The organism is Brevirhabdus sp. (assembly GCF_052826345.1).
Genome location: NZ_JBRBUA010000012.1, coordinates 1 through 25,243, shown reverse-complemented (window position 1 = coordinate 25,243; position 25,243 = coordinate 1). Strand labels below are relative to the sequence as shown.

Genomic DNA, 25,243 nt, shown 5'->3' with positions numbered 1-25,243 from the left:
TGCTCCCATGTCAGAGACACCAGCACCCGGCCCCGACGGCCTGACGGCGTTCCGCAAATCCGAGCGCGCGCGCCTGATCGCGGCCCGCCTGGCCCTGCCCGCCGAGAAGCGCGCCGCCCTTGCCCAGCAGATCGCCGACCATCTGGACCGGCTGGTGCCGATTGCCCCGGATACGGTCGTCAGCCTTTACTGGCCGTTTCGGGGCGAACCCGACCTCAGAGCGTGGATGACCGGACTGGCCGAACGCGGAATCGGCGTCGCGCTGCCCGTGGTCGAGGAAAAGGCGCGGCCGCTGATCTTTCGCCGCTGGCATCCCGGCTGCGCGATGACGCGCGGCGTGTGGAACATTCCGATCCCCGAGAAGGACGATCGCGTCGTGCCGACGGTCGTGCTGTCCCCGCTGGTGGGCGTGGATCGCGGCTGTTTCCGGCTGGGCTACGGCGGCGGCTTCTTCGACCGCACGCTGGCGGCGATGACGGAAAAACCTCTTGTGATCGGGGTCGGATACGAGCTGGCGCGGATCGAGACCATTCATCCGCAACCCTATGACATACCGATGGATATCGTCATCACGGCGCCCGACGCCCCGGTTCAGCGCGGCGGCTGATCCCGGCGATCGGCGCTGCGCGCGGTATCCGCGGCGTCTGCGCCATCGGCCTCGGGGCGGTCGGGGTCATGCTGGCCGATGCCGCGAAAGATCGCGCGGAACGGCAGCGCCCAGACCACGCCAAGCCCGACATAGACCGCCAGTTCGACCAGGAACGAGGGCCGGTTCAGCCAGCCCACGATGGTGATCGCCGTGACGATATAGGCGGGCAGGCCGATCAGCAGGATCACCAGCGCCCAGCGGCGCCGCGCGCGATAGCTCAGCCCAAGGCTGTCAGCGTCGGTCTTGCCCTTGCCCGCCATCAGTCGGCGAAGGGATCGGTGACCAGGATCGTGTCCTCCCGCTCGGGCGAGGTCGAAAGCAGTGCGACGGGGCATTGGATCAGCTCTTCGATGCGGCGCACGTATTTGATCGCGGCCCCGGGCAGATCGGCCCAGCTGCGCGCGCCTGCGGTGCTCTCGTTCCAACCGGGCATGGTCTCGTAGATCGGTGTGACACGGTCCTGCTGCTCGGCGGCGGTGGGCAGGTAATCCAGCCGGGTGCCATCCAGGTCGTAGCCAACGCAGATCTTCAGCTCCTCCAGCCCGTCGAGGACGTCCAGTTTGGTAAGCGCAATGCCGTTCACGCCCGAGGTGGTGCAGGTCTGGCGCACCAGCGTGGCGTCGAACCAGCCGCAACGCCGGTCGCGCCCGGTCACGGTGCCCTTTTCGCGCCCGACCTCGGCCAGGTGGCGGCCCACGGCGTCGTCCAGCTCCGTCGGGAACGGCCCCTGCCCCACGCGTGTGGTATAGGCCTTGACGATCCCCAGCACGAAATCCACCGACCCCGGCCCGAGCCCGGTGCCCGTGGCGGCCATGCCCGCCAGCGTGTTCGATGAGGTGACGAAGGGATAGGTGCCGAAATCGATGTCCAGCAGCGCGCCCTGCGCCCCCTCGAACAGGATGCGCTGGCCCGCCTTCTTGCGCTCGGCCAGCAGCTTCCAGACCGGCGCGGCGAAGGGCAGCACCTTGGGCGCGATCTCCAGCAGCCGCGCCTTCAGATCGGCGCGGTCCACCGGCGCGGCGCCCAGCCCGCGGCGCAGCGCGTCGTGATGCGCCAGCAGCCGGTCCAGCCGCGTGTCCAGCGTCGCCTCATCGGCCAGATCGGCCAGACGCACGGTGCGCCGCCCGACCTTGTCCTCATAGGCCGGACCGATGCCGCGCCCGGTGGTCCCGATGCGCGCGGCGCCCGCGGCCTCCTCGCGCATCCGGTCCAGATCCTGGTGGACCGGCAGGATCAGCGGCGTGTTCTCGGCGATGACCAGATTCTCGGTGGACACCGAAACCCCCTGCCCCTCGATCTTCTCGATCTCGGCGATCAGCGCCCAGGGGTCCAGCACCACGCCGTTGCCGATCACGCCCAGCTTGCCGGGGCGCAGGATCCCCGAGGGCAGCAGGCTCAGCTTGTAGACCTTGCCGTCGATGACCAGCGTGTGGCCGGCGTTGTGCCCGCCCTGAAAGCGCGCGATGACATCGGCACGCTCGCTCAGCCAGTCGACGATCTTGCCCTTGCCCTCGTCGCCCCATTGCGCGCCGACAACCACCACATTGGCCATAAGTCTCACCCCGTTCATTCGCTCCCGGCCCCGTATAGCGGTGCGCCCTTCGGGAAGAAACCGAAAACAGCCGCTTCCAGATGGCGCAAATATCCTCGCCGAAGGCATCGTTTCGCCGCTTGCACCCGCGGGTCCGCAAAAGGGTTGCGGCGCGTGGGTCATCCGCCTAGATAGGCCCATCGAAAAGGAAAGTGCTGCCGTCTATGGAAAACGTCGTTCTGGTCATCCACCTGCTTCTCGCGCTGTCGCTGATCGGCGTCGTGCTGCTGCAACGCTCCGAAGGCGGCGGGCTCGGCATGGGCGGTGGCGGCGGCGGTGGCGGCGTCATGTCCAGCCGGGCCGCGGCCACGGCGCTGGGCAAGATCACCTGGGGGCTGGCTATCGGCTTCATCGCCACGTCGATCACCCTGACGATCTTCGCCGCGCAGAATTCCGCCGGGCAGTCGCTGGTCGACCGGCTGGGCGTGCCGACCACCGAAAGCCCGGTGCAGATCCCCGATCCCACTCCGGCGCCGAATCCGCTGGGCGACAATCTGTTGCCGCCCTCTGCCAGCGACGCGCCCTCGACGCCACCGCGCGCGGAATAGGGCGCCCGCCCCGGCAAGGGGGCCGGGCGTCACGCCCGAAGCGGGCCCCGGCCGGGGGCCTGAAGCCACAACGATTTGCGAAATCACGTCTGGCGACAACATCATGTTGCGGTCCGCTTGCGGGTGCGGGCCGAATCCGTTATAGCTCAAATCCCGTGATACTGTGCGATCCGGCCTTGCCGGTTGTGCCTCAATCCAGAATTCACGGGGGATACCGAGCATATGGCACGGTTCGTTTTCATCACTGGCGGCGTCGTTTCATCCTTGGGCAAAGGGCTGGCCTCTGCCGCGCTGGGTGCGCTGTTGCAGGCGCGCGGCTTTTCGGTCCGCCTGCGCAAGCTCGACCCCTATCTCAACGTCGATCCCGGCACGATGAGCCCGTTCGAGCATGGCGAGGTCTTCGTCACCGACGACGGCGCGGAAACCGATCTGGACCTAGGCCACTACGAGCGCTTTACCGGAGTCGCGGCACGGCAGACCGATTCCGTCTCGTCGGGGCGGATCTATTCCAATGTGCTGGAGAAGGAGCGCCGCGGCGACTATCTGGGAAAGACCATTCAGGTGATCCCGCATGTCACCAACGAGATCAAGGACTTCATCTCCATCGGCGAGGATGAGGTCGACTTCATGCTCTGCGAGATCGGCGGCACCGTGGGCGACATCGAGGGGCTGCCCTTCTTCGAGGCGATCCGGCAGTTTTCGCAGGACAAGCCGCGCGGGCAGTGCATCTTCATGCATCTGACGCTGCTGCCTTGGATCGGCACCAGCGGAGAGCTGAAGACCAAGCCCACGCAGCACTCGGTGAAGGAATTGCGCTCCATCGGGATCGCGCCCGATATCCTGGTGTGCCGGTCCGACAAGGAGATCCCGGAAAAGGAGCGCGAAAAGATCGCGCTGTTCTGCAACGTGCGCAAAAGCGACGTCATCGCCGCGCCCGATCTGAAATCCATCTACGAGGCGCCGCTGGCCTATCACCGCGAAGGGCTCGATCAGGCGGTGCTGGATGCCTTCCAGATCACCCCCGCGCCCCGGCCCAACCTCAGCCGCTGGGAAGACGTGGCGGACCGCGTCTTCAACCCCGAAGGCGAGGTGCGCGTGGCCATCGTGGGCAAATACACCCAGCTGGAGGACGCCTATAAATCCATCGCCGAGGCGCTGACCCACGGTGGCATGGCCAACCGCGTCAAGGTGCGCGCCGAATGGATCGACGCCGAGATCTTCGAGCGCGAGGACCCCGCCCCGCATCTCGAACGCTTTCACGCCATTCTGGTGCCCGGCGGCTTCGGCGAGCGCGGCACCGAAGGCAAGATCAAGGCCGCCGAATTCGCCCGGACCCGCAAGATCCCCTATCTGGGCATCTGCCTGGGAATGCAGATGGCGGTGATCGAGGCCGCGCGCAACCTGGCCGGGATGAAGACCGCCGGATCCGAGGAATTCGACCACGAAGCCGGGGAACGCCGATTCGAGCCGGTGATCTTTCACCTGTCGGAATGGATCAAGGACAACCAGAAGATCGCCCGCACCGTCCTGGACGACAAGGGCGGCACCATGCGCCTGGGGGCCTATGCCGCCTGCCTGAAAGAGGGATCGAAGGTGCGCGATGTCTATGGCCGCGCCGAGATCGAGGAACGCCACCGCCACCGCTATGAGGTGGACATCAAATACCGCGAAAAGCTGGAAAAGCACGGGCTGGTCTTTTCGGGCATGTCCCCCGACGGGCGCCTGCCCGAGATCGTCGAGGCCACCGATCACCCCTGGTATATCGGCGTCCAGTTCCACCCTGAGCTGAAATCCAAACCCTTTGCGCCGCACCCGCTGTTCCGCGATTTCGTGCGCGCGGCGACGGAGTTTTCCCGGCTGGTATGATCGCGGGTGCCCTTGGCTGCGGCGCGTGCCTCCGGCGGGGATATTTGTGACCAGAAGAAAGCGGGCGGAATCAATAAAGCGTGTCACCGGCGGGCCTTGCACCGGCGCGCGCATCGCCTATACCAGAGGGCATGTTTTCCGATTTCCTCAAGCGCCTGACGGCGCCCGACCCCGCGCCGCTTGGCGAAGACGATGCGCGTCTGGCGCTGGCCGCGCTGCTGGTGCGCATCGCGCGATCCGATCGCGATTATGCGCCCGCCGAGATCCGCAGGATCGACCGTGTGTTGAAGACGCGCTACGGGCTGACGGATCAGAAGGCGGAGGAGCTTCGCTCTGCCGCGGAAACGCTGGAGGCGCAGGCCCCCGACACGGTGCGGTTCACCCGGGCGATCAAGGATACGGTCGCCTACGAACAGCGCGAATCGGTGATGGAAGCCCTGTGGAGCGTGGTGCTTGCCGACGGCAGCCGCGAAGATGAGGAGGATGCGCTGATGCGGCTTGTCGCCTCCCTGCTTGGCGTCAACGACCGGGACAGCAATCTTGCCCGGCGGCGCGTCGAGCAGCGCGAAGGGGGCTGATCGCCCCCCGCGCAGCTGCATTCGCGTCGATAACGCGGCGTCGCCCGTTCCGGTCGCGCCACATCGACGTTGCAATCCGCGCGTTTCTCGCCCTTACTGCCGTCCACGCTTCAGTACACGGACCCCATTTGACCCAAGCACCAGTCATCGAGATTCGCGATCTGCACAAAACCTATGGCGATCTCGAAGTTTTGAAGGGCGTCGATATCGCGGCACGGCGCGGCGATGTGGTTTCGCTGATCGGTTCGTCCGGATCAGGCAAATCCACCCTGCTGCGCTGCGCTAACCTGCTGGAGGACAGCCAGCAGGGCGAGATCCTGTTCGAGGGCGAGGCCGTGCGCTGGCGCGGGCGCGGGTCGGCACGTCAGCCGGCGGATCGCGCCCAGATCCTGCGCATCCGAACCAATCTGGCGATGGTGTTCCAGCAGTTCAACCTGTGGGCGCATATGACGATCCTCCAGAACGTGATGGAGGCGCCGCTGACCGTGCTGGGCGAGCAACGCGCGACGGTGGAGCCCCGCGCACGGCAGTTGCTGGACAAGGTCGGCATCGGCGACAAGGCCGATGCCTGGCCCGCGCAGCTGTCGGGCGGCCAGCAGCAGCGGGCCGCCATCGCGCGCGCCCTGGCGATGGAACCCAAGGCGCTGCTGTTCGATGAGCCGACCTCCGCGCTCGACCCCGAGCTGGAGCAGGAGGTCGTGCGGGTGATCCAGGCGCTTGCCGCCGAAGGGCGCACGATGATTCTCGTGACGCATGACATGCGCCTGGCGCGCGATCTCTCCGATCACGTCGTCTTTCTGCACAAGGGCCGCATCGAAGAGCAGGGCCCCCCGGATTCGGTCTTCGGCAATCCGCAGACCGACCGGCTGCGACAGTTTCTGAGCGCGACTGTGTCAGCCTGATAAAACAGCGCCATCAACCTGGGAGCAACACCATGAACAAACTGATCCTTTCCGCGGTCGTCCTGGCGCTTGGCGCGGGCGGCGTGGCGGCCAAGACCATCCGCATGGGTACGGAGGGCGCCTATCCTCCGTATAACTTCATCAACGACAGCGGCGAGGTCGACGGCTTCGAGCGCGATCTGGGCGACGAGCTTTGCGCCCGCGCCAAGCTGGAGTGCGAATGGGTGACCAACGACTGGGATTCGATCATCCCTAACCTGGTGTCGTCGAACTACGACACGATCATCGCGGGCATGTCGATCACCGACGAGCGCGATGAAGTCATCGATTTCACCCAGGCCTATTACCCCCCCGACCCGTCCGCCTACGCCGCGCTGTCGGCGGATGTGAGCCTCGACGGCGCCGTGATCGCGGCGCAGACCGGCACCATCCAGGCGAGCCATGTCGCCTCTTCCGGTGCGACGCTGGTGGAATTCGCCACGCCCGACGAATCGCTCGCCGCTGTGCGCAATGGCGAGGCGGACGCCATCCTGGCCGACAAGGGGTACCTGGAGCCGATCGTGGCGGAATCGAATGGCGAGCTGAGCTTTGTCGGCGACGAGGTGCTGCTGGGCCGCGGCATCGGTGTCGGTGTGCGCGAATCGGACACGGAACTGAAGGGCAAGCTGGACGACGCGATCAGCTCGATGAAGGAGGACGGATCGCTGAACGAGCTGATCAAGAAATGGTTCGGCGAGGACGCCCGCACGTTCTGATAGGGCTTTTCCGGCCATTGGACATACCTCCGGCCCCGGCGCACGCGCCGGGGCCGAACCGTCACCCGACGCAGCCGACACCGAACACAAGGGCTGAGCGATGTTTTCCTACTGCACCGACCCGTCTGCGCTTCAAGGTTTCGAATGGCTGTCGTGTTATCTGACGACCGGAAAGCATCTGGGCTTCTACGCGTCGTTCGGCACGGTGCTCTTGCTGCTGGCCATCACCGCGCCGGTGGCGCTGGCGATGGGGTTCGGGGGGGCGGTGGCCGCGCGCTCATCGATCCTGCCGCTGCGCTGGCTGGGCCGGGCCTATATCGCGGTGGTGCGCGGCGTGCCCGACATCATCTTTTTCCTGTTCTTCGTCATCGCCCTGGATCAGGGGTTCGAATGGCTGCGCCATCAGGTCAAATGCCCCGACTGGGACCAGCCGATCCGGCAGGGCAATGATTTCGTCGTCTGCGCCGCCGCCAAGCTGCCGCTGTCTTCCAGCCCGCAATGGGTGCATGAGGTCTATGGCTTTTCGCTGGCCGTGCTGACCTTTGCCATCGTCTTCGGCGCCTTTGCCGCCAATGTGCTTTACGGGGCGATGCGCGCCGTGCCCCGCGCCCAGATCGAAACCGCCGAGGCCTATGGCATGACGCCGCGCCAGGCCTTCCGCCGCGTGCTGGTGCCGCAGATGTGGGTCTATGCGCTGCCCGGCCTGTCCAACCTGTGGATGGTGCTGGTCAAGGCCACGCCGCTGCTGTTCCTGCTGGGGGTCGAGGATATCGTCTATTGGGCGCGCGAACTGGGCGGCATGAAGACCGGCGCCTTTTCCTATCCGCACCCGGACTGGCGGCTTTATTACTTCCTGGGGCTTTTGGTGTTCTACCTGCTGCTGACACGCGTGTCGGAGGTGGCCCTGGATCGTCTGATGATCCGCCTATCGCACGGTCAGGCCACCCTGTCGGGCGAGCAACAGCGCAAGGCCAGCGCGCTGGACGGTGCGGCATGAGCTGCTGGGACACGGTTCAAGCCTATGCGCTGCGCTCGGTCGGCATCGGCGAACGGCTGCTGCCGCGCAGCGATTTCACCCTTTGCGAACAGTTCACCCTGATCGGATCGGGGATGATCTGGAACATCTACTTCGGCGTGCTCGCGCTGACGGCCGGGTTCTTTCTGGCGACCGCGTTGGCGGTGGGCAAGGCCTCGCCCCGCGCGCTGCTGCGCAAACCCAGCGAATGGTTCATCTTTCTGTTCCGCGGCTCGCCGCTCTTCATCCAGTTCTTTCTGGCCTATGAAACCTTCGTGCTGCTGCCCAAGGTCGGCATCGACATCAACCTCGGCTTTGTCGAGCTGACGGCGGAAACCCGGTGGCTGACCCGCGCCTGGATGGGCGCGCTGATCGTGCTGTTCCTCAACACCGCCGCCTATTCGGCCGAGATCTTCTACGGCGCGCTGCGTGCCGTCCCGAAAGGAGAGCTGGAAGCCGCCGACGCCTATGGCATGACCGGCTGGTCGCGCTTTCGCCGCATCACCTGGCCCACCATGCTGCGGCTGGCCTGGCCCGCCTATACGAATGAGGCGATCTTTCTGTTCCACGCCACCACGCTGGTGTTCTTTTCGGGATTCCCCGCCTGGCGGCAAAAGGGCGACGCGCTTTATTACGCGAATTACTTTGCCGACAAGACGTTCAATCCCTTCGTGCCCTACCCGATCGTGGCGTTTTATTTCGTGCTGCTGACGCTGACGGTCATCACGCTGTTCGGTGTGGTCAACGCGCGGCTGAACCGGCACCTGCCACGCGAACAGCGCCGCCGCATCCGCCTGCGGGTGCCGCTGCTGCGCTAGCGCCGCACAGGCGCGCGCCCGCGCAGTGGCGCTATCCCTTTCCCTTCGGCGGTCGAATCGCTAAGGAACGGCAACCCTGAATGCTGACGGATGCCGCTATGCCAATGGAAAAGACCTTCAACGCGACCGAAGCCGAAGACCGCCTCTACAAAGCCTGGGAAGACGCGGGCGCGTTCCGGGCCGGGGCCAACGCGAAACCGGGCGCGGCGCCTTTTTCCATCATGATCCCGCCGCCCAACGTCACCGGCAGCCTGCACATGGGCCATGCCTTCAACAACACGTTGCAGGACATCCTCGTGCGCTGGCACCGGATGCGCGGGTTCGACACGCTGTGGCAGCCGGGGACCGACCACGCGGGCATCGCCACCCAGATGGTGACCGAGCGCGAGATGGCCGCCAACGGCGAAGGCACCCGGCGCGAGATGGGCCGCGAGAAATTCGTGGAGCGCGTCTGGCAGCAGAAGGTCAAGTCGCGCGGCACGATCATCGGCCAGCTGAAGCGGCTGGGTGCGTCCTGCGACTGGTCACGCGAAGCGTTTACCATGGGCGGCGCCCCGGGCGACCCGGACCGCGGCAGCGGCGCGCCGAATTTCCATGACGCGGTGATGAAGGTCTTCGTGCGTATGTACGAAGACGGGCTGATCTATCGCGGCAAGCGGCTGGTCAACTGGGATCCGCATTTCGAGACGGCGATTTCCGACCTAGAGGTCGAGAACATCGAGACGCCGGGCCACATGTGGCACTTCAAGTACCCGCTGGCTGGCGGCGAGACCTATGAATACGTCGAGCGGGACGAGGACGGCACCGTCACCCTGCGCGAAACCCGCGACTATATCTCAATCGCCACCACGCGGCCAGAAACGATGCTGGGCGATGGCGCGGTCGCGGTGCACCCCTCGGATGAGCGTTACGCGCCGATCATCGGCAAGCTGTGCGAAATTCCGGTCGGCCCCAAAGAGCACCGCCGCCTGATCCCGATCATCACCGATGAATATCCCGACAAGGATTTCGGCTCGGGCGCGGTCAAGATCACCGGCGCGCATGATTTCAACGATTATCAGGTGGCCAAGCGCGGCAACATCCCGATGTACGCGCTGATGGACACCAAAGGCGCGATGCGCGCCGACGGCCGCCCCTATGCCGCAGAAGCCGAGATCGCCGGCCGCATCGCCCGCGGCGAAGAAGAGTTCGACGAGGCGAAGATCGCCGCGATGAACCTGGTGCCCGAGGCCTATCGCGGGCTGGACCGCTTCGAAGCGCGCGCGCGTGTGGTGGCCGACATCACCGCCGAGGGGCTGGCGGTGATGGTGCCGGAGAGCGATCCGCGTCTTGGCCGCGCCTCCGCCGCGTCGAAACCGCCCAAGGGCGGCGCGCAGGACGGGGCGCCAACCGACAGCTTTGAGCAAGGCGCCACGCCGCCGGAGCTCGCCCTCGTGCCGCTGGTCGAGAGCAAGCCGATCATGCAACCCTTCGGCGACCGCTCCAAGGTGGTGATCGAGCCGATGCTGACCGACCAATGGTTCGTCGATACCGACAAGATCGTGGGCCCGGCGCTGGAGGCCGTGCGCAAGGGTCAGGACCGGCCCGAGGGCTCCACCGAAGGCACAAAGATCCTGCCGGAACGCGACGCGAAGGTCTATTTCCACTGGCTGGAGAATATCGAGCCCTGGTGCATCAGCCGCCAGCTGTGGTGGGGGCACCGGATTCCGGTGTGGTATGGGCCAACACTCAAAATACCCGACGGCTCGCTTGAGCGTTTCGACCCAATCACCAAGGCTGACAAATCATTTATGCTGAATCTCCTCGTGGTAGGTGATGAGCAAAAGAGGTTTTGCGGGTCTTCGTTCGAAAGCCTTAGGAACGAGATTCGTTCATATGTTGAGGGGCGGTTGAACCAGGATGTGTTGGTTTGCGAAGTAGAGCCTCAAGATGCAGGGCCGTTTTTTAACGATAACGATCAGCTTTGCTACGGAGTCTACCGCGACCCCGACGTCCTCGACACCTGGTTCTCCTCCGGCCTCTGGCCCATCGGCACGCTCGGCTGGCCCGAGGATACCGAGGCCTACGCGAAGTATTTCCCGACCTCCGTTCTTGTGACCGGCTTTGACATCATCTTCTTCTGGGTCGCCCGCATGATGATGATGCAATATGCAGTCGTAGGAGAGAAACCTTTCCATACGGTTTACGTCCATGCGCTCGTCCGCGACGAGAAGGGCAAGAAGATGTCCAAGTCGCTGGGCAACGTGCTGGACCCGCTGGAGCTGATCGACGAATACGGCGCCGATGCCGTGCGTTTCACCCTGGCCGTCATGGCCGCGATGGGCCGCGACCTGAAGCTGTCGACCGCGCGCATCGCGGGCTATCGCAACTTCGGCACCAAGCTGTGGAACGCCGCGCGCTTCGCCGAGATGAACGGCGTGTTCGAACTGCCCCCGTCACGGCTGCCCCCCGCCCCGCGCTGACCGTCAACGCCTGGATCGTCGGAGAGACCGCTCGCGCGCGCGAGGATGTCGATGCGGCGCTGGCGGCCTACCGCTTCAACGATGCGGCCAGCGTGCTTTACAGCTTTGTCTGGGGACGGGTCTGCGACTGGTACGTGGAATTCGCGAAACCGCTGCTGTTTTCCGAAGATCCCGAGGTGCTGTCGGAAACGCGCACCACCATGCGCTGGGTGCTCGACCAATGCATGATCCTGCTGCACCCGATGATGCCCTTCATCACCGAGGAACTCTGGGCCACCACCGGCCCCCGCGACGGCATGCTGGCGCTCGCCGACTGGCCCGCCGACCGCGCCGCCGATCTGGCCAGCCCCGAGGCCGACCGCGAAATGGGCTGGGTCATCTCGTTGATCGACGCGGTGCGTTCGCTGCGCGGCGAAATGCATGTGCCTGCCGGTGCCAAGATCTCGATGCTGCAACTCGACCTCGATGCCGCGGGCCAGTCCGCCTGGACCCGCAACGAGGCGCTGATCATGCGCCTGGCGCGGATCGACAGCCTCACCCGGGCCGAACATGCGCCCAAGGGGTCGGCCACCATCGCGGTGGAGGGCGGTACCTTCTGCCTGCCACTGGCGGAAATCATCGACGTGGCCGCGGAAAAGGAGCGGCTGGAAAAAACGCTGGGCAAGCTGGAAAAGGAAATGGGCGGCATGCGCGCGCGGGTCAACAACCCCAAATTTGTCGCCAGCGCCCCCGAAGAGGTCGTGCAGGATACCCGCGATCAGCTGGCCCTGAAGGAAGAAGAGGCCGAAAAGATGCGCGCCGCCCATGCGCGCCTGGCCGAACTGGACTGACCCTTTCCAGATGGCGAAAATATCCCCGCCGGAGGCATGGATATTTAAACCATTTGGAAAGATCGGGCTGCGACGATGATCTCGCGGTACAGGCGGGGACGCCGATGACCGCCCATTTGGAAGGCCCCCCGGTCCAGGCTGGATCGGGGGCGCTGCCCACCGACTGACGCCTTGCCCCCGACGCGCGTTTGCGGTTGTGTTGGCCCATGACCGGACCCAGATTTACCGACCTCACCCGCAGCCTGCCCGACAGCGTCCCGTTCGTCGGACCCGAAACGCAGGAGCGCGCGCGCGGCGCGCCTTTCGTGGCGCGTCTTGGCGCGAATGAAAGCGTGTTCGGCCCATCACCTCGGGCGATCCGCGCGATGGAACGTGCGGCCGCGGAATGCTGGATGTACGGCGATCCCGAGAACCACGATCTGAGACAGGCGCTGGCCGCGCATCACGCGATCGCGCCCGAAAACCTCGTGATCAGAGAGGGCATCGACGGGTTGCTGGGCTATCTGGTGCGCCTGACCGTGGCGCCTGGCGATCCGGTGGTGACATCCGACGGCGGCTATCCGACGTTCAACTACCATGTGATGGGCTACGGCGGGCAGCTGCACAAGGTGCCGTTCCGCGGCGATCACGAGGACGTGGACGCGCTGCTCGCCAAGGGCGCCGAGGTCGGTGCGAAGCTGATCTATCTCGCCAATCCCGACAATCCGATGGGCAGCTGGCACGACGGCGCCACCCTGGCCGGAAAGCTGCGGTGCATCCCCGACGGCAGCCTGCTGATCCTCGATGAGGCCTATATCGAGTTGGCCCCCGAAGGCACGGCGCCGCCTCTGGATGTCGGTGCGCCCAACGTGATCAGGATGCGCACGTTTTCCAAGGCCTACGGCATGGCGGGCGCGCGGGTGGGCTATGCCATCGGCGCCCCGGAAACGCTGGCCGGGTTCAACAAGATCCGCAATCATTTCGCCATGGCGCGGATCGGGCAGGCGGGCGCGCTGGCCGCGCTGCACGATCAGGCCTATCTGCGCGAGGTGCAGGCGCAGGTCGCGGCCGCGCGCGACAGGATCGGCGCCATCGCCCGCGACAACGGGCTGACCCCCCTGCCCTCGGCCACGAATTTCGTGACGATCGACTGCGGACGGGATGGCGCCTTTGCGCGCGCGGTCGTGGCGGCGCTGATCGAAAGGGGGATCTTCGTGCGGATGCCCTTCGTCGCCCCCCAGGACCGCGCCATCCGCGTCAGCTGCGGCAAGCCCGCCGATCTGGATGCCTTTGCCGCCGCCCTGCCCGAGGCGCTGCGAACAGCCCGCGATCAAACGCCCCCGACAGGCTGAGCCCGCGCCGAGCGGCTCAGGCGGTGGCGACGACCGCGCTGGCCGCATCCAGTGCCCCGGCACCGTGGTCCACAGCAAGCGCCTTGAGCCCCGCGTCGATCGTTCCCAGAACCCCCATGATCATATGCGCGTTGACGTGGCCCATGTGCCCGATGCGGAAAAACCCGTGCCAGGCCGGATCGCCCGGCGCGGCCATGCCAAGGCCGATCCCCAGCGTCACGCCCGTCCGATCGCTGAGCCAGTCGCGAAGCGCAGTCCCGTTCGGCGCGCCGAGCCGCAGCGCGGTCACCGCATGGCTGCGGCAGGCGGGTTCCGCTATGTTCAGTTCCATCGCCCCGTTTTGGCCCGCGCCCTGGCCCGCAGTCTGGCCCCAGACCTCCGCGGCTGCCCAGATCGCGCGGGCAAGCGTGGCGTGGCGCGCCCAGACCTTTTCCACGCCCTCCTCCGCAATCATATCGAGCGCTTCTCTCAGGCCGTAGATATGATGCGTGGGGGCGGTGCCGCCGAAATATTCATAGAACACCTCGGGGCGGGCACGCAGCTGCCAATCCCAGTATTTCGAGGCGACCCGGATATCGTGGCCCCGACGCGCGGCCTTGTCGTTGAAGAACACGAAGCCCATGCCGGGCGGGGTCATCAGCCCCTTTTGCGACCCCGTCACCATGACGTCGACGCCCCAGGCGTCCATCTCGAAGGTTTCGCATCCGAAGGAGGCGATGCAATCGACCATCAGAAGCGCATCGTGCCCGGCCGCATCCAGCGCCGCCCGGATCGCGGGGATGTCGTTGCGCACGCTGCTTGCGGTGTCGACCTGCACGCAAAGCACGGCCGCGATGCCGCGCGCGCCCTCTTCGCGCAGGGCCTCTTCGAGCTGCTGCGGATCGACGGGCGCGCGTTTGCCGAAATCCAGGGTCTGCACATCGGCGCCCAGGATGCGGGCGACTTCGCCCCAGCCCTCGGCAAAGCGGCCCGTGGACAGGACCAGCACCCGGTCGCCTTCGGTTACGGTGTTGGCGAGGGCGGCTTCCCAGGCGCCGTGCCCGTTGGCTATATACATCGCCACATCGTGACGGGTGCGCGCCAGCGCCTTCAGATCGGGCGTCAGGCCCGCGACCATGTCCACCAATTCGCCTGCGTAGATGTTGGGCGAGGCGCGGTGCATGGCGCGCAATACCCGGTCGGGTATCACCGAGGGCCCGGGGATCGCCAGGTATTCTCTTCCTTGAGCCAAAGTCATGCCGTCCCCTCCCGCTGCCAAGCATTAGGTCCGGGGCGGGGCAAGGTCAATTGCGGCCGCCCCGTCCTTCGGCCCCTTCCTTCCGCCCCGCCCTTCCGCCACGGCGCCGCCGTCGGCGGGCTTGTCAGCGGCCGGGTTTCCACCTACACCCGGTCGGGCCTTGTCCGGCGGTCGCAGGGCCTGCTGTCGATGGTGATGGCGACCCGGTTTCCCGCTCCGCCGCTCCCTTTGGAATTGAGTGATCTTTCGCGTGCCCTCCCTGAAATCCATCGAAAGACGGCTGAGGACGCCGAAGGCCGGAGAGGACATTTCCTCGCCCGCGGTGCGGCGGTCGCTCAAGTGGCACTATCATTTGTTCGATCATGCGTTCCTGCGCAGCTGGTGGAGCAATTTCGACCGTGTGGCCGAAGGGGTCTACCGATCCAACCAGCCGGGCCACGCGCGGCTGGCCAAGCTGCGCGACAAGGGCATCCGTGCCGTGCTGAACCTGCGCGGCGAAACCGAGTACAGCCCCTACCTGTTCGAGCGCGAAAGCTGCGAGGCCCTGGGACTGACCCTGATCGACCTGCCCATCCGCGCGCGTGAGGCCCCCTACCGCGAACGCCTGGTGGAGCTGATCGACATCATGCGCCGGATCGACAGGCCGTTCCTGATGCATTGCAAATCCGGCGCGGACCGCACGTCGCTGGCGGCGGTCCTTTATCTGGTGATCTTCGAGGGCGAGCCGCTGGACCGCGCGCGGCGGCACCTGGGGCTGCGCTACATCCACCTGCGCTGGACCAAGACCGGCATCATCGACGCACTTTTCGACAGCTTTGCAGAACGGCACGCCGAAACCGGCGTCGGGCTGGAGGACTGGGTGCGGCACGAATACGACCCCGAGGTTCTGACGGTGCGCTTTGCCGAGCATCGGGCCCGGCGCAAACGGAAAAGCGGGCGCACATGAGCGAGCATCATCCCGACCCCACGACCGACCGGCAGCTGTTCGGCTGGCTGTGGCACAGATACCTGCGCGCGCATACCGGCTGGATGGTGCTGGCGCTGATCCTGATGTCGGTCGAAGGCAGCATGCTGGGCGCGCTCAGCTACATGCTCAAGCCGATGTTCGATACGGTCTTCCTACAGGGCAACACCAATGCGCTGTGGTGGGTGGGCATGGCGATCTTCGCCATCTTCCTGATCCGCGCCTTCACCAGCGTCGCGCAAAAGGTCATCATGGCGCGGGTGTCGCAATTCACCATGCGCGACATCCAGAAGGATCTGCTGGGCCATCTCATGGCGCTGGATACCGTCTATCATCAGAAGAACCCCCCCGGATATCTGATCAGCCGCGTGCAGTCGGATGTGCTGAGCGTGGCGCAGATCTGGAACGCGCTGATCGCGGGCGCCGGGCGCGATCTCGTCTCGCTCGTGTCGCTCTTTTCGGTGGCGCTGTGGGTGGACTGGCGCTGGACGCTGGTGGCGCTGGTGGGCGCGCCGCTGATCATGCTGCCCGCGCAGCTTGCGCAGCGGTTCGTGCGCCGCAACGCGCGCGGCGTGCAGGAGTTGAACGCCAAGATGTCGACCCGCCTCGACGAGGTCTTCCACGGCATCAACCCGATCAAGCTGAACCTGCTGGAGGAGTATCAGGCCCGCCGCTATTCCGATCTGATCGGCGACAAGGTCGGGCATGAACTGCGCGCCAATTTCTGGCGCGCCATGGTGCCCAGCCTGGTCGATATCGCCACCGGAATAGGGTTTCTGGGTGTGCTGATCTACGGCGGGCGGGAAATCATCGACGGCGAAAAGACCGTCGGCGAGTTCATGAGCTTCTTCACCGCGATGGCGCTGACGTTCGATCCGATCCGCAGGCTCGGCGCGGTCAGCGGCCTGTGGCAGGTCGCGGCCTCGGGGATCGAGCGCATCCGCGCGATTCTGATGACGCGCCCCACGTTGGAAAGCCCGCCCCGCCCCGGCGCCCTGCCGGACGGGCTGCCGGAAATCACGCTGGACGACGTGCATCTGCAATACGGCGACCTGCCCGTGCTGGCGGGGGCCAGTTTTACCGCCGAAGCGGGCAAGACCACGGCGTTGGTCGGGGCCTCGGGCGCGGGCAAGAGCACGGTTTTCAACGTCTTGACCCGACTGGTCGACGCCAGCGCGGGCGAAGTGCGCATCGGCGGCGTGGACGTGCAGACACTCGATCTGGCGCAGCTGCGCGGCCAGTTTTCGGTCGTGGCGCAGGATGCGATGCTGTTTGACGAGTCGATCCGCGAAAACATCCTGCTGGGCCGCTCCGACGTGAGCGAAGAGCGGCTGCAGGCCGCGCTCGAGGCTGCCCATGTCGTCGATTTCCTGCCCAAGCTGGATCTGGGGCTCGACAGTCCCGCCGGGCCGCGCGGCTCCAACCTGTCGGGGGGACAGCGCCAGCGCGTGGCGATCGCCCGCGCGTTGCTGCGCGACCGCCCCGTGCTGCTGCTCGATGAGGCGACCTCCGCGCTCGACGCGCAGTCGGAAGCCGTCGTTCAGGCCGCCCTCGACCGGCTGAGCGAGGGGCGCACGACGCTGGTGATCGCGCACCGGCTTTCGACGGTGCGAAAGGCCGACAAGATCGTGGTGATGGACCGCGGCCGCGTCGTGGATCAGGGAACGCATGACGAATTGCTGGCGCGCGGCGGCATCTATGCCGATCTGCACAGGCTCCAGATCGAGGGCGCGTGATCAGCGGCGGCGCGTATATGCGCGCGCCAGACGCTCGGGCGGGGTGCCCGTCAGGTAGCGTGCAAGAAGGCCGAGGTTGAGCGCCCCGCGGCGCAGCCACCCTTCGCTGAGATAGCGGCGCGCGCTGGTACTGGCGGTCGCCCCCAGCACCGTCAGCCGCCCGCGCAGCGCGCGCGCGATGGCCACATCCTCCATCAGCGGGATGTCGGGATAGCCGCCCGCCTCGTGATAAAGATCCCGATGGATCAGCAGCCCCTGATCGCCATAGGGTAATCCGGCGCGCGCGCTGCGCAGATTGGCCCAGCCCGCCACGATACGCCCCGCCCGCCCGCCATCGCGAAACGCCAGACGGAAATACGCCGCACGATCGGTCCGCCTCTCGCACAGATAGGCCAGGACGACCGTGCTCCAGCCCGGCGATAGCGCGGTATCGGCGTGCAGCACCAGAAACCAGTCGCCATGCGCCGCCTGACAGCCGCGCCGCAACTGCCCGCCGCGCCCCGGCGCGCCGTTGATCACATGCGCCCCGGCCGATGCCGCAATGGCCAGCGTGGCGTCGGACGACCCGCCGTCGGTGAAGATGAGCTCGCGGATCAGGCCCGCTTCCAGCCCCTCGCCCAGGCTGGCCAGCGTGGGCCCCAGCGCCGCCCCCGCGTCGAGCGTGGGAATGATGACAGAGATCGGTGCGCGCATGGAACGGGCTTTCGCTGGTCGGTGGCATCCCTATATTAGCCCCGCGGGAAAAAGGAATGCTACCTATGAGCAACGACCGACAGGTGATCGCGATCGAAGGCGCCGACCGGGTGAAATTTCTGCACGGGCTGGTCACCAACGATGCGCCCGCGACGCCGGACCGGCTGAGCTATGCCGCGCTGCTGACGCCGCAGGGCAAGTATCTGGCCGACTTCTTCCTGAAGACGGAGCCGGACCGCCTGCTGCTCGATGTGGCGGCAGCACTGGCGCCCGACCTCATCCGGCGGCTGACGATGTACAAGCTGCGCGCCGACGTCAGCCTTGTGGCAACCGGCATTTCGGTGCAGCGCGGCCTGGGCGAGCCCCCTGCCCGGGCGCTGCACGACCCGCGCCACCCGGCGTTGGGCTGGCGCCTTTATCATGAGGACGCGGCCCCCGGCCTGACTGATGCCGGACCCATCGACTGGGACGCGCTGCGCGTGGAACACGCGATCCCGCGCGCGGGGGTCGAGCTGGTGGCGAATGACAGCTTTCCGCTGGAATTCGGCCTGGACCGGCTGAACGGCATCGATTTCCGCAAAGGTTGCTACGTCGGGCAGGAGGTCACCGCGCGGATGAAACACAAGACCCAGCTGCGCAAGGGCCTGCGCCGCGTCGCGGTTTCCGCGCAGGTGCCCGTAGCCACCCCTGTCACCGCCGCCGACGGGCGCGCGGCGGGCACGCTGTTCACCCAGGCCGAAGGGCGCGGCCTCGCCTATCTGCGGTTCGACCGCACAGAGGGCGAAATGCGCGCCGCCGACGCCACGGTCACGCTTTTGACATGAAAAAGCGCGGGCCCCTGCCCGCGCTTTCATCGATGTGCCACGATTGACGACGCGACGTCACGCGCGCTCGGAATATTCCATCGTTTCGGTGTTGACCACAATGTCCTCGTCCTGCCCCACGAAGGGCGGCACCATGACCTTGACGCCATTGTCGAGGATCGCGGGCTTGAAGCTGTTGGCGGCGGTCTGGCCCTTGACCACCGGCTCCGTCTCGACCACCTTGCAGGTCACCTTCTGCGGCAACGTGGCGTTGAGCGCCTCGGCCTCGTAATACTCGATGTGGATGGTCATCCCGTCCTGCAGGAAAGGACGCCGCTCACCCAGAATTTCGGCAGGCAGTTCAATCTGTTCGTAGGTTTCGGTGTCCATGAACACCAGCATCCCGTCGCTTTCGTAGAGGAACTGCTGATCCTTCTGCTCCAGCCGCACGCGCTCGACCTTGTCGGCGGAACGGAAGCGTTCGTTCAACTTGGAGCCGTTGCGCAGATTGCGCAGCTCGACCTGCGCAAAGGCACCGCCCTTGCCCGGCTTGACGTGATCGACCTTGACCGCGGCCCAGAGACCGTTGCTGTGTTCGAGGACATTTCCGGGGCGAATTTCATTTCCGTTTATCTTGGGCATTAAGGCGAAACCTGGGCAAAAGGTTGATAGGAGATTGACGGCACCTATATCTGGCAGGAAAGCCCCTGGCAAGGTGACTAGATACAGTGTGACCTCACCGAGAGCTATGCATGACGCGCATGACTGCCATTCCTAATTAGGGACACAGAATCAGTGGAAACGCGTCATAAACGGCCTCACGCCAAAATCGCAAGAGCAATAATAAGGAAACGAGATGATTGATTTCGTTGACGGCACAGCATTCAACTACGAGCAGGGTCAGCGGTCGCGCAAACTCTTTGCCGCCGTGGTTCTGGCCGCCCTGGATGATGCTATCGCCGATGACAAGAAATACGGCAACGGCCCCGAGCAGATCGCCCGCTGGGCGCGGTCGCGCGATGGGCGCGAGGTCCTGTCCTGCGCGGGCATCGACCCCAACGAACGCGTGGTGACGGGCCTGATGAGCTTCGTACAGAACGGTGTGCGGACCTCCGTGGCGCTGTCGCGCGAAGAAAGCGAACGCCGCAGCCAACAAGCCGAAGCGGCCTGATCCCGAAAACGGGTTCGGTATCGGAAAGGGCACACCCGCCGGGTGTGCCCTTTCCGATTCATGCCACCCGCTTGACCCTCTGCGCCGACGCAGCCTGGGGCCTGGCGCCCCGGATCTGGCTTCAGCTCATGAAATGGAGCCAGTGGCGCAGACTGGCCACCTCGGCCAGGCAGAGTGCCACGGCCGTCACCCGCACCCATAGCGCCCCGTGCCGCCAAAACACGAACAGCGCGGCAAGGAGGACGACCCCCACCTCCAGCGGGGCGACGATGCCCGCGTATCGGCTCGGGTCCCAATAGCTGACCGGGCTCGAGAACTTCCAGTCGCTCAGGGGCCAGAACTGCGCACGCGCGTCGCGCCCGTGCAGCAGGAAGTCGGCCAACAGATGCAGCAGGCCCGACAGCGCAAAGCTGATCCAGGGCAGCGCCCCGCGCCAGAACGCGACCGCCAGCCCCGCCCCCCAAAGCAGAAAGGAATTGTCCACGGCAAAGACCGCTTGCCAGCCGTCGGAATAATACAGCGTGCCGAAGACCCGATCGGCGGGAATTTCCAACACGAAGAGCGATACGCCGGTCAGTGCGAAAAGGGATAAATCGGGCGCCAGCCCCCCGGCCAGCACGCCCAGATTGACACGCGGGCGACCGCGACGCCCGAAAAAGGCCAGACCCAGCACAAGATGCGCGGGCGTGTTCATGACGGGGCAGCGGCCACTCGCGCGCCCCGGGGCAGGCTGCGCCGCGCGTTATTCGAAATCGCGGCTTGCCAGAACGCGGTGAATTTCACGCCGGACGAGCTTGCGCACGTTCCGCGTGATCCGTTCGCCCAGAACACCTTGAAGCTCCTCCCGCACGAGCGTGGCAACGAGTTCCCTCAGCCCGTCTTCGTCGAGGACCGTGTCTTCCAGCACGGCGAAACGATCCTGGTCGTCGACATCTTCGGCCACATCGGCCTCCTCTGTGGGATTGTCGAGATCGGGGTCGACTGTATCCCCGCGCGCGGCATGGGCACGCTCTTCTGAATCGCCCTCCTCCAGCGCGCGCTCCATCGCCGCAAGCAGAAGATCGTCGCCGGACACCATGTCCTTAAACGGCGGCTCGTAATGCTCGTCCTCATAGAAGGAGGCATGCGGGGTCGTCTGCCCGGTCTCGCGGAACGGGGCAGCCTCCGCCTCTGCGGCAGTTCGATCGATGTAGGGGGCATCACGGCCGTCATCCGACTGCCGGGCCTTTCCGCGCGCGGCGGGCTCTGCCCCCGCGCTATCCCGGTCCGCCAGATCCAAATTCGCCATGTCGAAATCGGCCTTGTCCATATCGGCGGCACCGGGCGCCGGGCGGGCGGCAGCCGCCGCCTCCTCCATGCCCTCCCGGTGGTCACGCTCTTCCTCGCGGCGCGCTTCCTCGATGGCGGCCTCGGGGACGTGGAACCACGACGGTGTCGAGGCGGCGGGCTTTGCCGCGTCATCCTGCCAGTCGAGCGTGCTGCGACCTTCGCGGTCGGCGACGGCGGCGCGGCGACTGGTGAGGAATTTGGGCAGCGGGATCAGCTCGGGGTCGGAAAACGGAATCGTGCCGTCCATCTGAAAGTAGGACGCATCGCCCTCTCGGGCCGGTTTGGTCGACGGCTCGACCCGCAGCGGCCCCAGATCCGCGAGGGGGTCGGTCGAGGGATCGGCTTCGCGTGCGGCCTTCGCCGAAGGGGCGTCCTCGGGGCGCGGCGAGACGCGGAAATCGGGCGTCAGGACGAGCGCATCCCTTGCCGCCGCCCTGTCCGTCGCCCTGTCCGTCGCGTCGTCCGCCGCAGGTGGTGTATCGCCTGCGCCCTCGGCCGCATCGCTGTCGGCGGACGGCGTGTCGGGCGTGACGGCCAGCGGCGACAAGTCGAGCGGCCGACGCGCATGATCGGTCGTCGATGCGTGGCGAAACCGCTCCGCCCGCGCGGAAGGCGTGGAACCGTCGAGGGTTTCCGCACCGCCCGCGGCCTCGTCGGAGGGTTTGCGGAAACCCGCCGGTCGCGCATCGGCGCGGGCCGAGGTGGTGAATGTCGGCTCTCTCCGCTCCCGCGCGGAACCGGGTCCGGGGGCCGGTTTATCATCTGCGACCAGACGCCTGATGGATGACAATACGTCTTCTTTTGCAGCCTGCTTTGCGGCATCCGACATTTTTTACGCCCTCATAACCTCGCAGGGAGTGTAGCCCCCCGCCAGTTTTCACACAACAGATAGTGACGATTGTTACTTTTTGCCCAGCGCCCGCAACACCCGGTCCAGCTTGTCGCCGCGAATGGTCGAAGCCGGGGCCGTCTTTACCAGATTGTAATATTGCGTGGGATCATATGTCTCGACGCCGAGGTTCAGATGCTCGACCGTCAGCAGACCCATCGCCGACAACACCGCATAGATCGCGATGTATTCGTCGGCCTGCGCGGAAATCAAGCTGTTCTGCGCATCGAGCAATTCCTGCTCGGCATCCAGCACGTCAAGCGTGGTCCGCGCGCCCAGCGACGCCTCTTCGCGAATACCGCGATAGGCGACGCGCGCGGCCTGGATACGTTCCTGCGACGCGTTAATCTGCGCGCGCGCCACCTGAACAGACGTCCAGGCGTTACCGACCTCCTGCTGGATCGCGCGCACCGTCTGGCCGAGGCCGGAGCGTGCGGCCTCCGCCTGGGCGAAGGCGGCGCGGTAGCTGCTGGTCTGCGCCCCGCCGCGATAGATCGGCGCGTTCACGTTCAGCGACACCGACTTGTTGTAAGCCGCGGAGGCGGAACTCTTGTTGAAGCTGCCCTGCACCGAAATCCGCGGCTTCATCGACGCCTCCACGCGCGCGACGGACAGTTCGGCGGAAGAGACCTCATGCTGGGCCTGCTTGACGTTGGGATGCGTGCGCACCGCGATGGCACGCGCGGCGGCCTGCGATTTGGCGGTCTGCGGCGCACGCGGCGGCGGCGCCAGCTTGCCGGGGTAGCGGCCCACGGCGAAATGGTAGAATTCCCGCGCATCGGCCAGCTGGCCCTGCGCGCTGACCAGATTGGCGCGCGATTCCGCCAGACGCGACTGCGCCAGGGAAACATCGGTGCGCGTGATCTCGCCCACCTCGAACCGATCGTTGGCGGCGCGCAATTCGCGCGTGATCAACGTGGTGTTGCTTTGCGCCAGCGCCACGAATTCCTGCGCGCGGCGATAATTCATATAGGCCTGCACCGCGTTCAGCAGCACGCCCTGCTCGATGTCGATCAGCGCCTGACGGGTGGCCAGCACGGTTTCCTTCTGCGCCTCGGCGCGCAGTTGCGTGGCGCCGAAATCGTAAAGCAGCCATTCCGCCGACAGGCCCGCCGACACCACCACCCGGTTGCGACCCGTCTTTGGCGAGGTCGCCTGCGCCGAACTGATGTAGCTGAGGATGGGTTTGAGACCCGCGACCGTCTGCGCGACATTTTCGTCCGCGACCCGCAGCAGGGCCCGGTTCTGCTCCAGCAGGTTGCTGTTGCGATAGGCCGCGACCAGCGCATCGGTCAGCGTTTCCGCGCCCGCCGACGTGACGCCGAGCACGAAGACACCGGCCAGCAAAGTGGTTTTCCTGAAAACTCTGAAAATCATCGTACCAAGTCCCGCCTGCATGAAACACGTTTATTGTTATTAGAGGGTAAACGCCTCTTTGCGCACGAACCCCGGCAATACCGGCGCCGAGGCGTTGAACGCGAAGCGCCAGGTGATATGGCCGTCGATCTTGTGCCCGACGCGCGCGACGCCCAGCGCGCCTTCCATGAAGATGCAGCCGATGCGGCCGCCCTCCTTCAACTGCTCCAGCAAGGCGGGGGGCACGACCTCGACCGCGCCTTGCGGAAAGATCACGTCATAGGGCCCGTGCCGCGCCGCACCTTCGGCCAGGGGCCCCTCCAGCACGGCGGCGTTGTCGACGCCCTGCTCGGACAGCAGCGCCTGCGCCTCCCTCGCGGTGTCGGGGTCTTCCTCCACCGCCACGACGGTCTGCGCCAGATGCGCCATGACCGCGGTGGAATAGCCCATCGCGCAGCCCAGGTCCAACACCACATCGTCCGGCTCTATGTTCAGAACATCCAGCATCTTGCTCAGGGTGCGCGGCTCCAGCATCACGCGACCGGGGGCAATCTCGATATTTTCTCCCATATAGGCGATCTCGCGCTGCGCGCTGTGCACGTAAAGCTCCCTCGGGACCGAGAGCATCGCGTCGATGATCGGGAATTTGGTGACATCGGAGGGGCGGACCTGCGTGTCCACCATCATTGTGCGGCGTGCGGCGAAGTTCGGCATGGAGCGCTTGCACCCTGTCCAGTTGCGTTGCTAGGGACATGCCACAAGGCGAAGAACAGGGCAACGTCCAACCCCCGGCGCGCCATGCACCCGCGCCCGCGCGTGACCTTTCCACGACAGCGGCACAGGCCGGGGAAGCCGGTCGGCACACCGCAAGGGCGCCGTGCGGCGCGGCGATCACGGGCGCGGACCGCGGGCTGACGCGGGCCACAGGCCACCCATCAGCGCATGTCGGCCAGGTTTATCTTTCTGGCGCCGCTCGCCTCCATCAGCGCCGCCGGCGCGACGGAGAAGACAGCATCGGGCGCTCCGGCCGCCGCCCACACCAGATCATGGGAAAGCAGCGTTGCATCCATCCATGTCTCTATTTCCGACAGATGCCCGATCGGCGCCACGCCACCGATCGCGAAGCCCGTTTCCGCACGAACCCGCCTGGGGTCCGCGCGCAAGGCCCTCCCCGAACAGCCCCGCCGCCCGCGACAGATCGACCTCATGCGCGCCGCTGATCAGCAACAGCTTCAACGCGCCGCTTTCGGCCCCCTCGAACACCATAGACTTGACGATCTGGCCCAGGTCGCAGCCACAGGCCGCCGCGGCATCCTGTGCCGTCCGGGTGCCCTCGGCCATGCGCCGTACCGAGATCGAGAGCCCCGCCCCGCGCGCCGCCTTCTCCACACGCTTCACGCTTTTGGACATCATCCTCCTCCACCTGCCGCGGCCAACACGCGCCACCATCCCGCGCGGTCTGCCACAGGCCGCGACCCGCAGCAAAATCGCGCACCTGACGCAGCGATTCAAATCATGGAAAGAGGATGGAGGCGAGTACCGGAATCGAACCGGTGTACACGGATTTGCAAGAAACCGGAGGTGTCTGTTTTTATTGGGTAAATTACCTAGATTTATCCGCCAAAAAACGGCGGACAAAACGTGAATGTTTAGACGGTCTAACCCTTACTCGGTTGCCAAAATAAGGGCACTATTTTGTGCCTTGTCTTGAACGGTCTGC

The 25,243-nt window shown here is 65.9% G+C and carries 24 protein-coding genes and 1 pseudogene; 15 read left to right on the top strand and 10 right to left on the bottom strand.

The genetic code is table 11. The features are described from left to right. Window positions 1-7 precede the first annotated feature (7 nt). Window positions 8-607: a 5-formyltetrahydrofolate cyclo-ligase gene (locus ACU0BR_RS01260; protein ID WP_446155022.1), complete on the top strand. Its 600-nt coding sequence runs from the start codon at window positions 8-10 to the stop codon at window positions 605-607. Here ACU0BR_RS01260 and ACU0BR_RS01255 read toward each other — a convergent pair. Both ACU0BR_RS01255 and ACU0BR_RS01250 read right to left on the bottom strand, forming a co-directional pair. Continuing rightward, window positions 592-909 (bottom strand): DUF2842 domain-containing protein, encoded by a 318-nt coding sequence (locus ACU0BR_RS01255; protein ID WP_446155021.1) that lies wholly within the window; start codon window positions 907-909, stop codon window positions 592-594. The genes ACU0BR_RS01260 and ACU0BR_RS01255 overlap by 16 nt on opposite strands. Beyond that, on the bottom strand, window positions 909-2,201 hold the full coding sequence (locus ACU0BR_RS01250; protein ID WP_446155056.1) for an adenylosuccinate synthase: 1,293 nt from the start codon (window positions 2,199-2,201) through the stop codon (window positions 909-911). The genes ACU0BR_RS01255 and ACU0BR_RS01250 overlap by 1 nt, the downstream gene beginning before the upstream one ends. Before the next feature lie 203 nt (window positions 2,202-2,404). On the opposite strand from ACU0BR_RS01250, the gene secG reads away from it, so the two are divergent. The 10 genes from secG (at window position 2,405) to ACU0BR_RS01200 (ending at window position 13,345) form a co-directional block, all read left to right on the top strand. Next, window positions 2,405-2,788: a preprotein translocase subunit SecG gene (secG, locus tag ACU0BR_RS01245; protein ID WP_446155020.1), complete on the top strand. Its 384-nt coding sequence runs from the start codon at window positions 2,405-2,407 to the stop codon at window positions 2,786-2,788. Between the two features lie 222 nt (window positions 2,789-3,010). After that, complete coding sequence (locus tag ACU0BR_RS01240; protein WP_446155019.1) at window positions 3,011-4,654, top strand: CTP synthase; 1,644 nt, start codon at window positions 3,011-3,013, stop codon at window positions 4,652-4,654. A gap of 131 nt (window positions 4,655-4,785) precedes the next feature. Then, window positions 4,786-5,232: a tellurite resistance TerB family protein gene (locus ACU0BR_RS01235; RefSeq protein WP_446155018.1), complete on the top strand. Its 447-nt coding sequence runs from the start codon at window positions 4,786-4,788 to the stop codon at window positions 5,230-5,232. A 128-nt stretch (window positions 5,233-5,360) separates the two neighbouring features. Beyond that, window positions 5,361-6,134, top strand: coding sequence for an ABC transporter ATP-binding protein (locus tag ACU0BR_RS01230; protein ID WP_446155017.1), 774 nt, complete (start codon window positions 5,361-5,363; stop codon window positions 6,132-6,134). 32 nt (window positions 6,135-6,166) lie between these two features. Then, window positions 6,167-6,889, top strand: coding sequence for a transporter substrate-binding domain-containing protein (locus ACU0BR_RS01225; protein ID WP_446155016.1), 723 nt, complete (start codon window positions 6,167-6,169; stop codon window positions 6,887-6,889). 100 nt (window positions 6,890-6,989) lie between these two features. Next, complete coding sequence (locus tag ACU0BR_RS01220) at window positions 6,990-7,886, top strand: ABC transporter permease (protein WP_446155015.1); 897 nt, start codon at window positions 6,990-6,992, stop codon at window positions 7,884-7,886. Next, complete coding sequence (locus ACU0BR_RS01215; RefSeq protein ID WP_446155014.1) at window positions 7,883-8,722, top strand: ABC transporter permease; 840 nt, start codon at window positions 7,883-7,885, stop codon at window positions 8,720-8,722. The genes ACU0BR_RS01220 and ACU0BR_RS01215 overlap by 4 nt, the downstream gene beginning before the upstream one ends. Before the next feature lie 80 nt (window positions 8,723-8,802). Continuing rightward, the gene (locus ACU0BR_RS01210) at window positions 8,803-11,184 is read left to right on the top strand and encodes a valine--tRNA ligase (protein ID WP_446155013.1); all 2,382 of its coding nucleotides are present in this window, start codon (window positions 8,803-8,805) and stop codon (window positions 11,182-11,184) included. Beyond that, entirely contained in the window at window positions 11,106-12,014 is a 909-nt protein-coding gene (locus tag ACU0BR_RS01205) for a class I tRNA ligase family protein (protein WP_446155012.1), read from the top strand. Before ACU0BR_RS01210 ends, ACU0BR_RS01205 begins: the two co-directional genes overlap by 79 nt. A gap of 206 nt (window positions 12,015-12,220) precedes the next feature. After that, the gene (locus tag ACU0BR_RS01200) at window positions 12,221-13,345 is read left to right on the top strand and encodes a pyridoxal phosphate-dependent aminotransferase (protein ID WP_446155011.1); all 1,125 of its coding nucleotides are present in this window, start codon (window positions 12,221-12,223) and stop codon (window positions 13,343-13,345) included. Window positions 13,346-13,361: 16 nt separating this feature from the next. Here ACU0BR_RS01200 and ACU0BR_RS01195 read toward each other — a convergent pair whose 3' ends face one another. Further along, window positions 13,362-14,582, bottom strand: coding sequence for a pyridoxal-phosphate-dependent aminotransferase family protein (locus tag ACU0BR_RS01195; protein WP_446155010.1), 1,221 nt, complete (start codon window positions 14,580-14,582; stop codon window positions 13,362-13,364). A 238-nt stretch (window positions 14,583-14,820) separates the two neighbouring features. Here ACU0BR_RS01195 and ACU0BR_RS01190 point away from each other — a divergent pair, with 238 nt between their 5' ends. Together ACU0BR_RS01190 and ACU0BR_RS01185 are read left to right on the top strand one after the other, a co-directional pair. Next, window positions 14,821-15,528 carry a fused DSP-PTPase phosphatase/NAD kinase-like protein gene (locus ACU0BR_RS01190; RefSeq protein WP_446155009.1) on the top strand — a complete coding sequence of 236 codons (708 nt, stop codon included), beginning with the start codon at window positions 14,821-14,823 and terminating at the stop codon, window positions 15,526-15,528. Continuing rightward, complete coding sequence (locus tag ACU0BR_RS01185; protein ID WP_446155008.1) at window positions 15,525-17,282, top strand: ABC transporter ATP-binding protein; 1,758 nt, start codon at window positions 15,525-15,527, stop codon at window positions 17,280-17,282. Before ACU0BR_RS01190 ends, ACU0BR_RS01185 begins: the two co-directional genes overlap by 4 nt. On the opposite strand, the gene ACU0BR_RS01180 is transcribed toward ACU0BR_RS01185, so the two are convergent. Then, entirely contained in the window at window positions 17,283-17,975 is a 693-nt protein-coding gene (locus ACU0BR_RS01180) for a TIGR04283 family arsenosugar biosynthesis glycosyltransferase (protein ID WP_446155007.1), read from the bottom strand. Between the two features lie 65 nt (window positions 17,976-18,040). On the opposite strand from ACU0BR_RS01180, the gene ygfZ reads away from it, so the two are divergent. Beyond that, window positions 18,041-18,799, top strand: a complete 759-nt coding sequence (gene ygfZ, locus ACU0BR_RS01175; RefSeq protein ID WP_446155006.1) for a CAF17-like 4Fe-4S cluster assembly/insertion protein YgfZ — start codon at window positions 18,041-18,043, stop codon at window positions 18,797-18,799. 57 nt (window positions 18,800-18,856) lie between these two features. Here the strand turns inward: ygfZ and efp are convergent, their stop codons facing one another. Continuing rightward, window positions 18,857-19,420: an elongation factor P gene (gene efp, locus ACU0BR_RS01170; protein WP_446155005.1), complete on the bottom strand. Its 564-nt coding sequence runs from the start codon at window positions 19,418-19,420 to the stop codon at window positions 18,857-18,859. A gap of 214 nt (window positions 19,421-19,634) precedes the next feature. Here efp and ACU0BR_RS01165 point away from each other — a divergent pair, with 214 nt between their 5' ends. Further along, window positions 19,635-19,949, top strand: coding sequence for a DUF6280 family protein (locus ACU0BR_RS01165; RefSeq protein WP_446155004.1), 315 nt, complete (start codon window positions 19,635-19,637; stop codon window positions 19,947-19,949). 121 nt (window positions 19,950-20,070) lie between these two features. Here the strand turns inward: ACU0BR_RS01165 and ACU0BR_RS01160 are convergent, their stop codons facing one another. The 5 genes and pseudogenes from ACU0BR_RS01160 to ACU0BR_RS01140 all read right to left on the bottom strand — a co-directional run bounded on the left by ACU0BR_RS01160 (window position 20,071) and on the right by ACU0BR_RS01140 (window position 24,864). Further along, a complete protein-coding gene (locus tag ACU0BR_RS01160; RefSeq protein ID WP_446155003.1) occupies window positions 20,071-20,643 on the bottom strand; it encodes a cobalamin biosynthesis protein CobQ in 573 nt (190 codons plus the stop codon). A 48-nt stretch (window positions 20,644-20,691) separates the two neighbouring features. Beyond that, entirely contained in the window at window positions 20,692-22,068 is a 1,377-nt protein-coding gene (locus ACU0BR_RS01155) for a hypothetical protein (protein ID WP_446155002.1), read from the bottom strand. 111 nt (window positions 22,069-22,179) lie between these two features. Continuing rightward, window positions 22,180-23,544 (bottom strand): TolC family outer membrane protein, encoded by a 1,365-nt coding sequence (locus ACU0BR_RS01150; protein WP_446155001.1) that lies wholly within the window; start codon window positions 23,542-23,544, stop codon window positions 22,180-22,182. Window positions 23,545-23,583: 39 nt separating this feature from the next. After that, window positions 23,584-24,237 (bottom strand): protein-L-isoaspartate O-methyltransferase family protein, encoded by a 654-nt coding sequence (locus ACU0BR_RS01145; protein ID WP_446155000.1) that lies wholly within the window; start codon window positions 24,235-24,237, stop codon window positions 23,584-23,586. 221 nt (window positions 24,238-24,458) lie between these two features. Next, window positions 24,459-24,864 (bottom strand): annotated as a pseudogene (locus ACU0BR_RS01140) (YbaK/EbsC family protein). Between the last annotated feature and the right edge of the window lie 379 nt (window positions 24,865-25,243).

What these genes read in the sequence shown, in the direction of transcription:
- ACU0BR_RS01260 (WP_446155022.1), top strand. Translation starts at nt 8, where the DNA reads ATGTCAGAGACACCAGCACCCGGCCCCGACGGCCTGACGGCGTTCCGC.
- ACU0BR_RS01255 (WP_446155021.1), bottom strand. Translation starts at nt 909, where the DNA reads ATGGCGGGCAAGGGCAAGACCGACGCTGACAGCCTTGGGCTGAGCTAT.
- ACU0BR_RS01250 (WP_446155056.1), bottom strand. Translation starts at nt 2,201, where the DNA reads ATGGCCAATGTGGTGGTTGTCGGCGCGCAATGGGGCGACGAGGGCAAG.
- secG (WP_446155020.1), top strand. Translation starts at nt 2,405, where the DNA reads ATGGAAAACGTCGTTCTGGTCATCCACCTGCTTCTCGCGCTGTCGCTG.
- ACU0BR_RS01240 (WP_446155019.1), top strand. Translation starts at nt 3,011, where the DNA reads ATGGCACGGTTCGTTTTCATCACTGGCGGCGTCGTTTCATCCTTGGGC.
- ACU0BR_RS01235 (WP_446155018.1), top strand. Translation starts at nt 4,786, where the DNA reads ATGTTTTCCGATTTCCTCAAGCGCCTGACGGCGCCCGACCCCGCGCCG.
- ACU0BR_RS01225 (WP_446155016.1), top strand. Translation starts at nt 6,167, where the DNA reads ATGAACAAACTGATCCTTTCCGCGGTCGTCCTGGCGCTTGGCGCGGGC.
- ACU0BR_RS01220 (WP_446155015.1), top strand. Translation starts at nt 6,990, where the DNA reads ATGTTTTCCTACTGCACCGACCCGTCTGCGCTTCAAGGTTTCGAATGG.
- ACU0BR_RS01215 (WP_446155014.1), top strand. Translation starts at nt 7,883, where the DNA reads ATGAGCTGCTGGGACACGGTTCAAGCCTATGCGCTGCGCTCGGTCGGC.
- ACU0BR_RS01210 (WP_446155013.1), top strand. Translation starts at nt 8,803, where the DNA reads ATGCTGACGGATGCCGCTATGCCAATGGAAAAGACCTTCAACGCGACC.
- ACU0BR_RS01200 (WP_446155011.1), top strand. Translation starts at nt 12,221, where the DNA reads ATGACCGGACCCAGATTTACCGACCTCACCCGCAGCCTGCCCGACAGC.
- ACU0BR_RS01195 (WP_446155010.1), bottom strand. Translation starts at nt 14,582, where the DNA reads ATGACTTTGGCTCAAGGAAGAGAATACCTGGCGATCCCCGGGCCCTCG.
- ACU0BR_RS01185 (WP_446155008.1), top strand. Translation starts at nt 15,525, where the DNA reads ATGAGCGAGCATCATCCCGACCCCACGACCGACCGGCAGCTGTTCGGC.
- ACU0BR_RS01180 (WP_446155007.1), bottom strand. Translation starts at nt 17,975, where the DNA reads ATGCGCGCACCGATCTCTGTCATCATTCCCACGCTCGACGCGGGGGCG.
- ygfZ (WP_446155006.1), top strand. Translation starts at nt 18,041, where the DNA reads ATGAGCAACGACCGACAGGTGATCGCGATCGAAGGCGCCGACCGGGTG.
- efp (WP_446155005.1), bottom strand. Translation starts at nt 19,420, where the DNA reads ATGCCCAAGATAAACGGAAATGAAATTCGCCCCGGAAATGTCCTCGAA.
- ACU0BR_RS01165 (WP_446155004.1), top strand. Translation starts at nt 19,635, where the DNA reads ATGATTGATTTCGTTGACGGCACAGCATTCAACTACGAGCAGGGTCAG.
- ACU0BR_RS01160 (WP_446155003.1), bottom strand. Translation starts at nt 20,643, where the DNA reads ATGAACACGCCCGCGCATCTTGTGCTGGGTCTGGCCTTTTTCGGGCGT.
- ACU0BR_RS01150 (WP_446155001.1), bottom strand. Translation starts at nt 23,544, where the DNA reads ATGATTTTCAGAGTTTTCAGGAAAACCACTTTGCTGGCCGGTGTCTTC.
- ACU0BR_RS01145 (WP_446155000.1), bottom strand. Translation starts at nt 24,237, where the DNA reads ATGCCGAACTTCGCCGCACGCCGCACAATGATGGTGGACACGCAGGTC.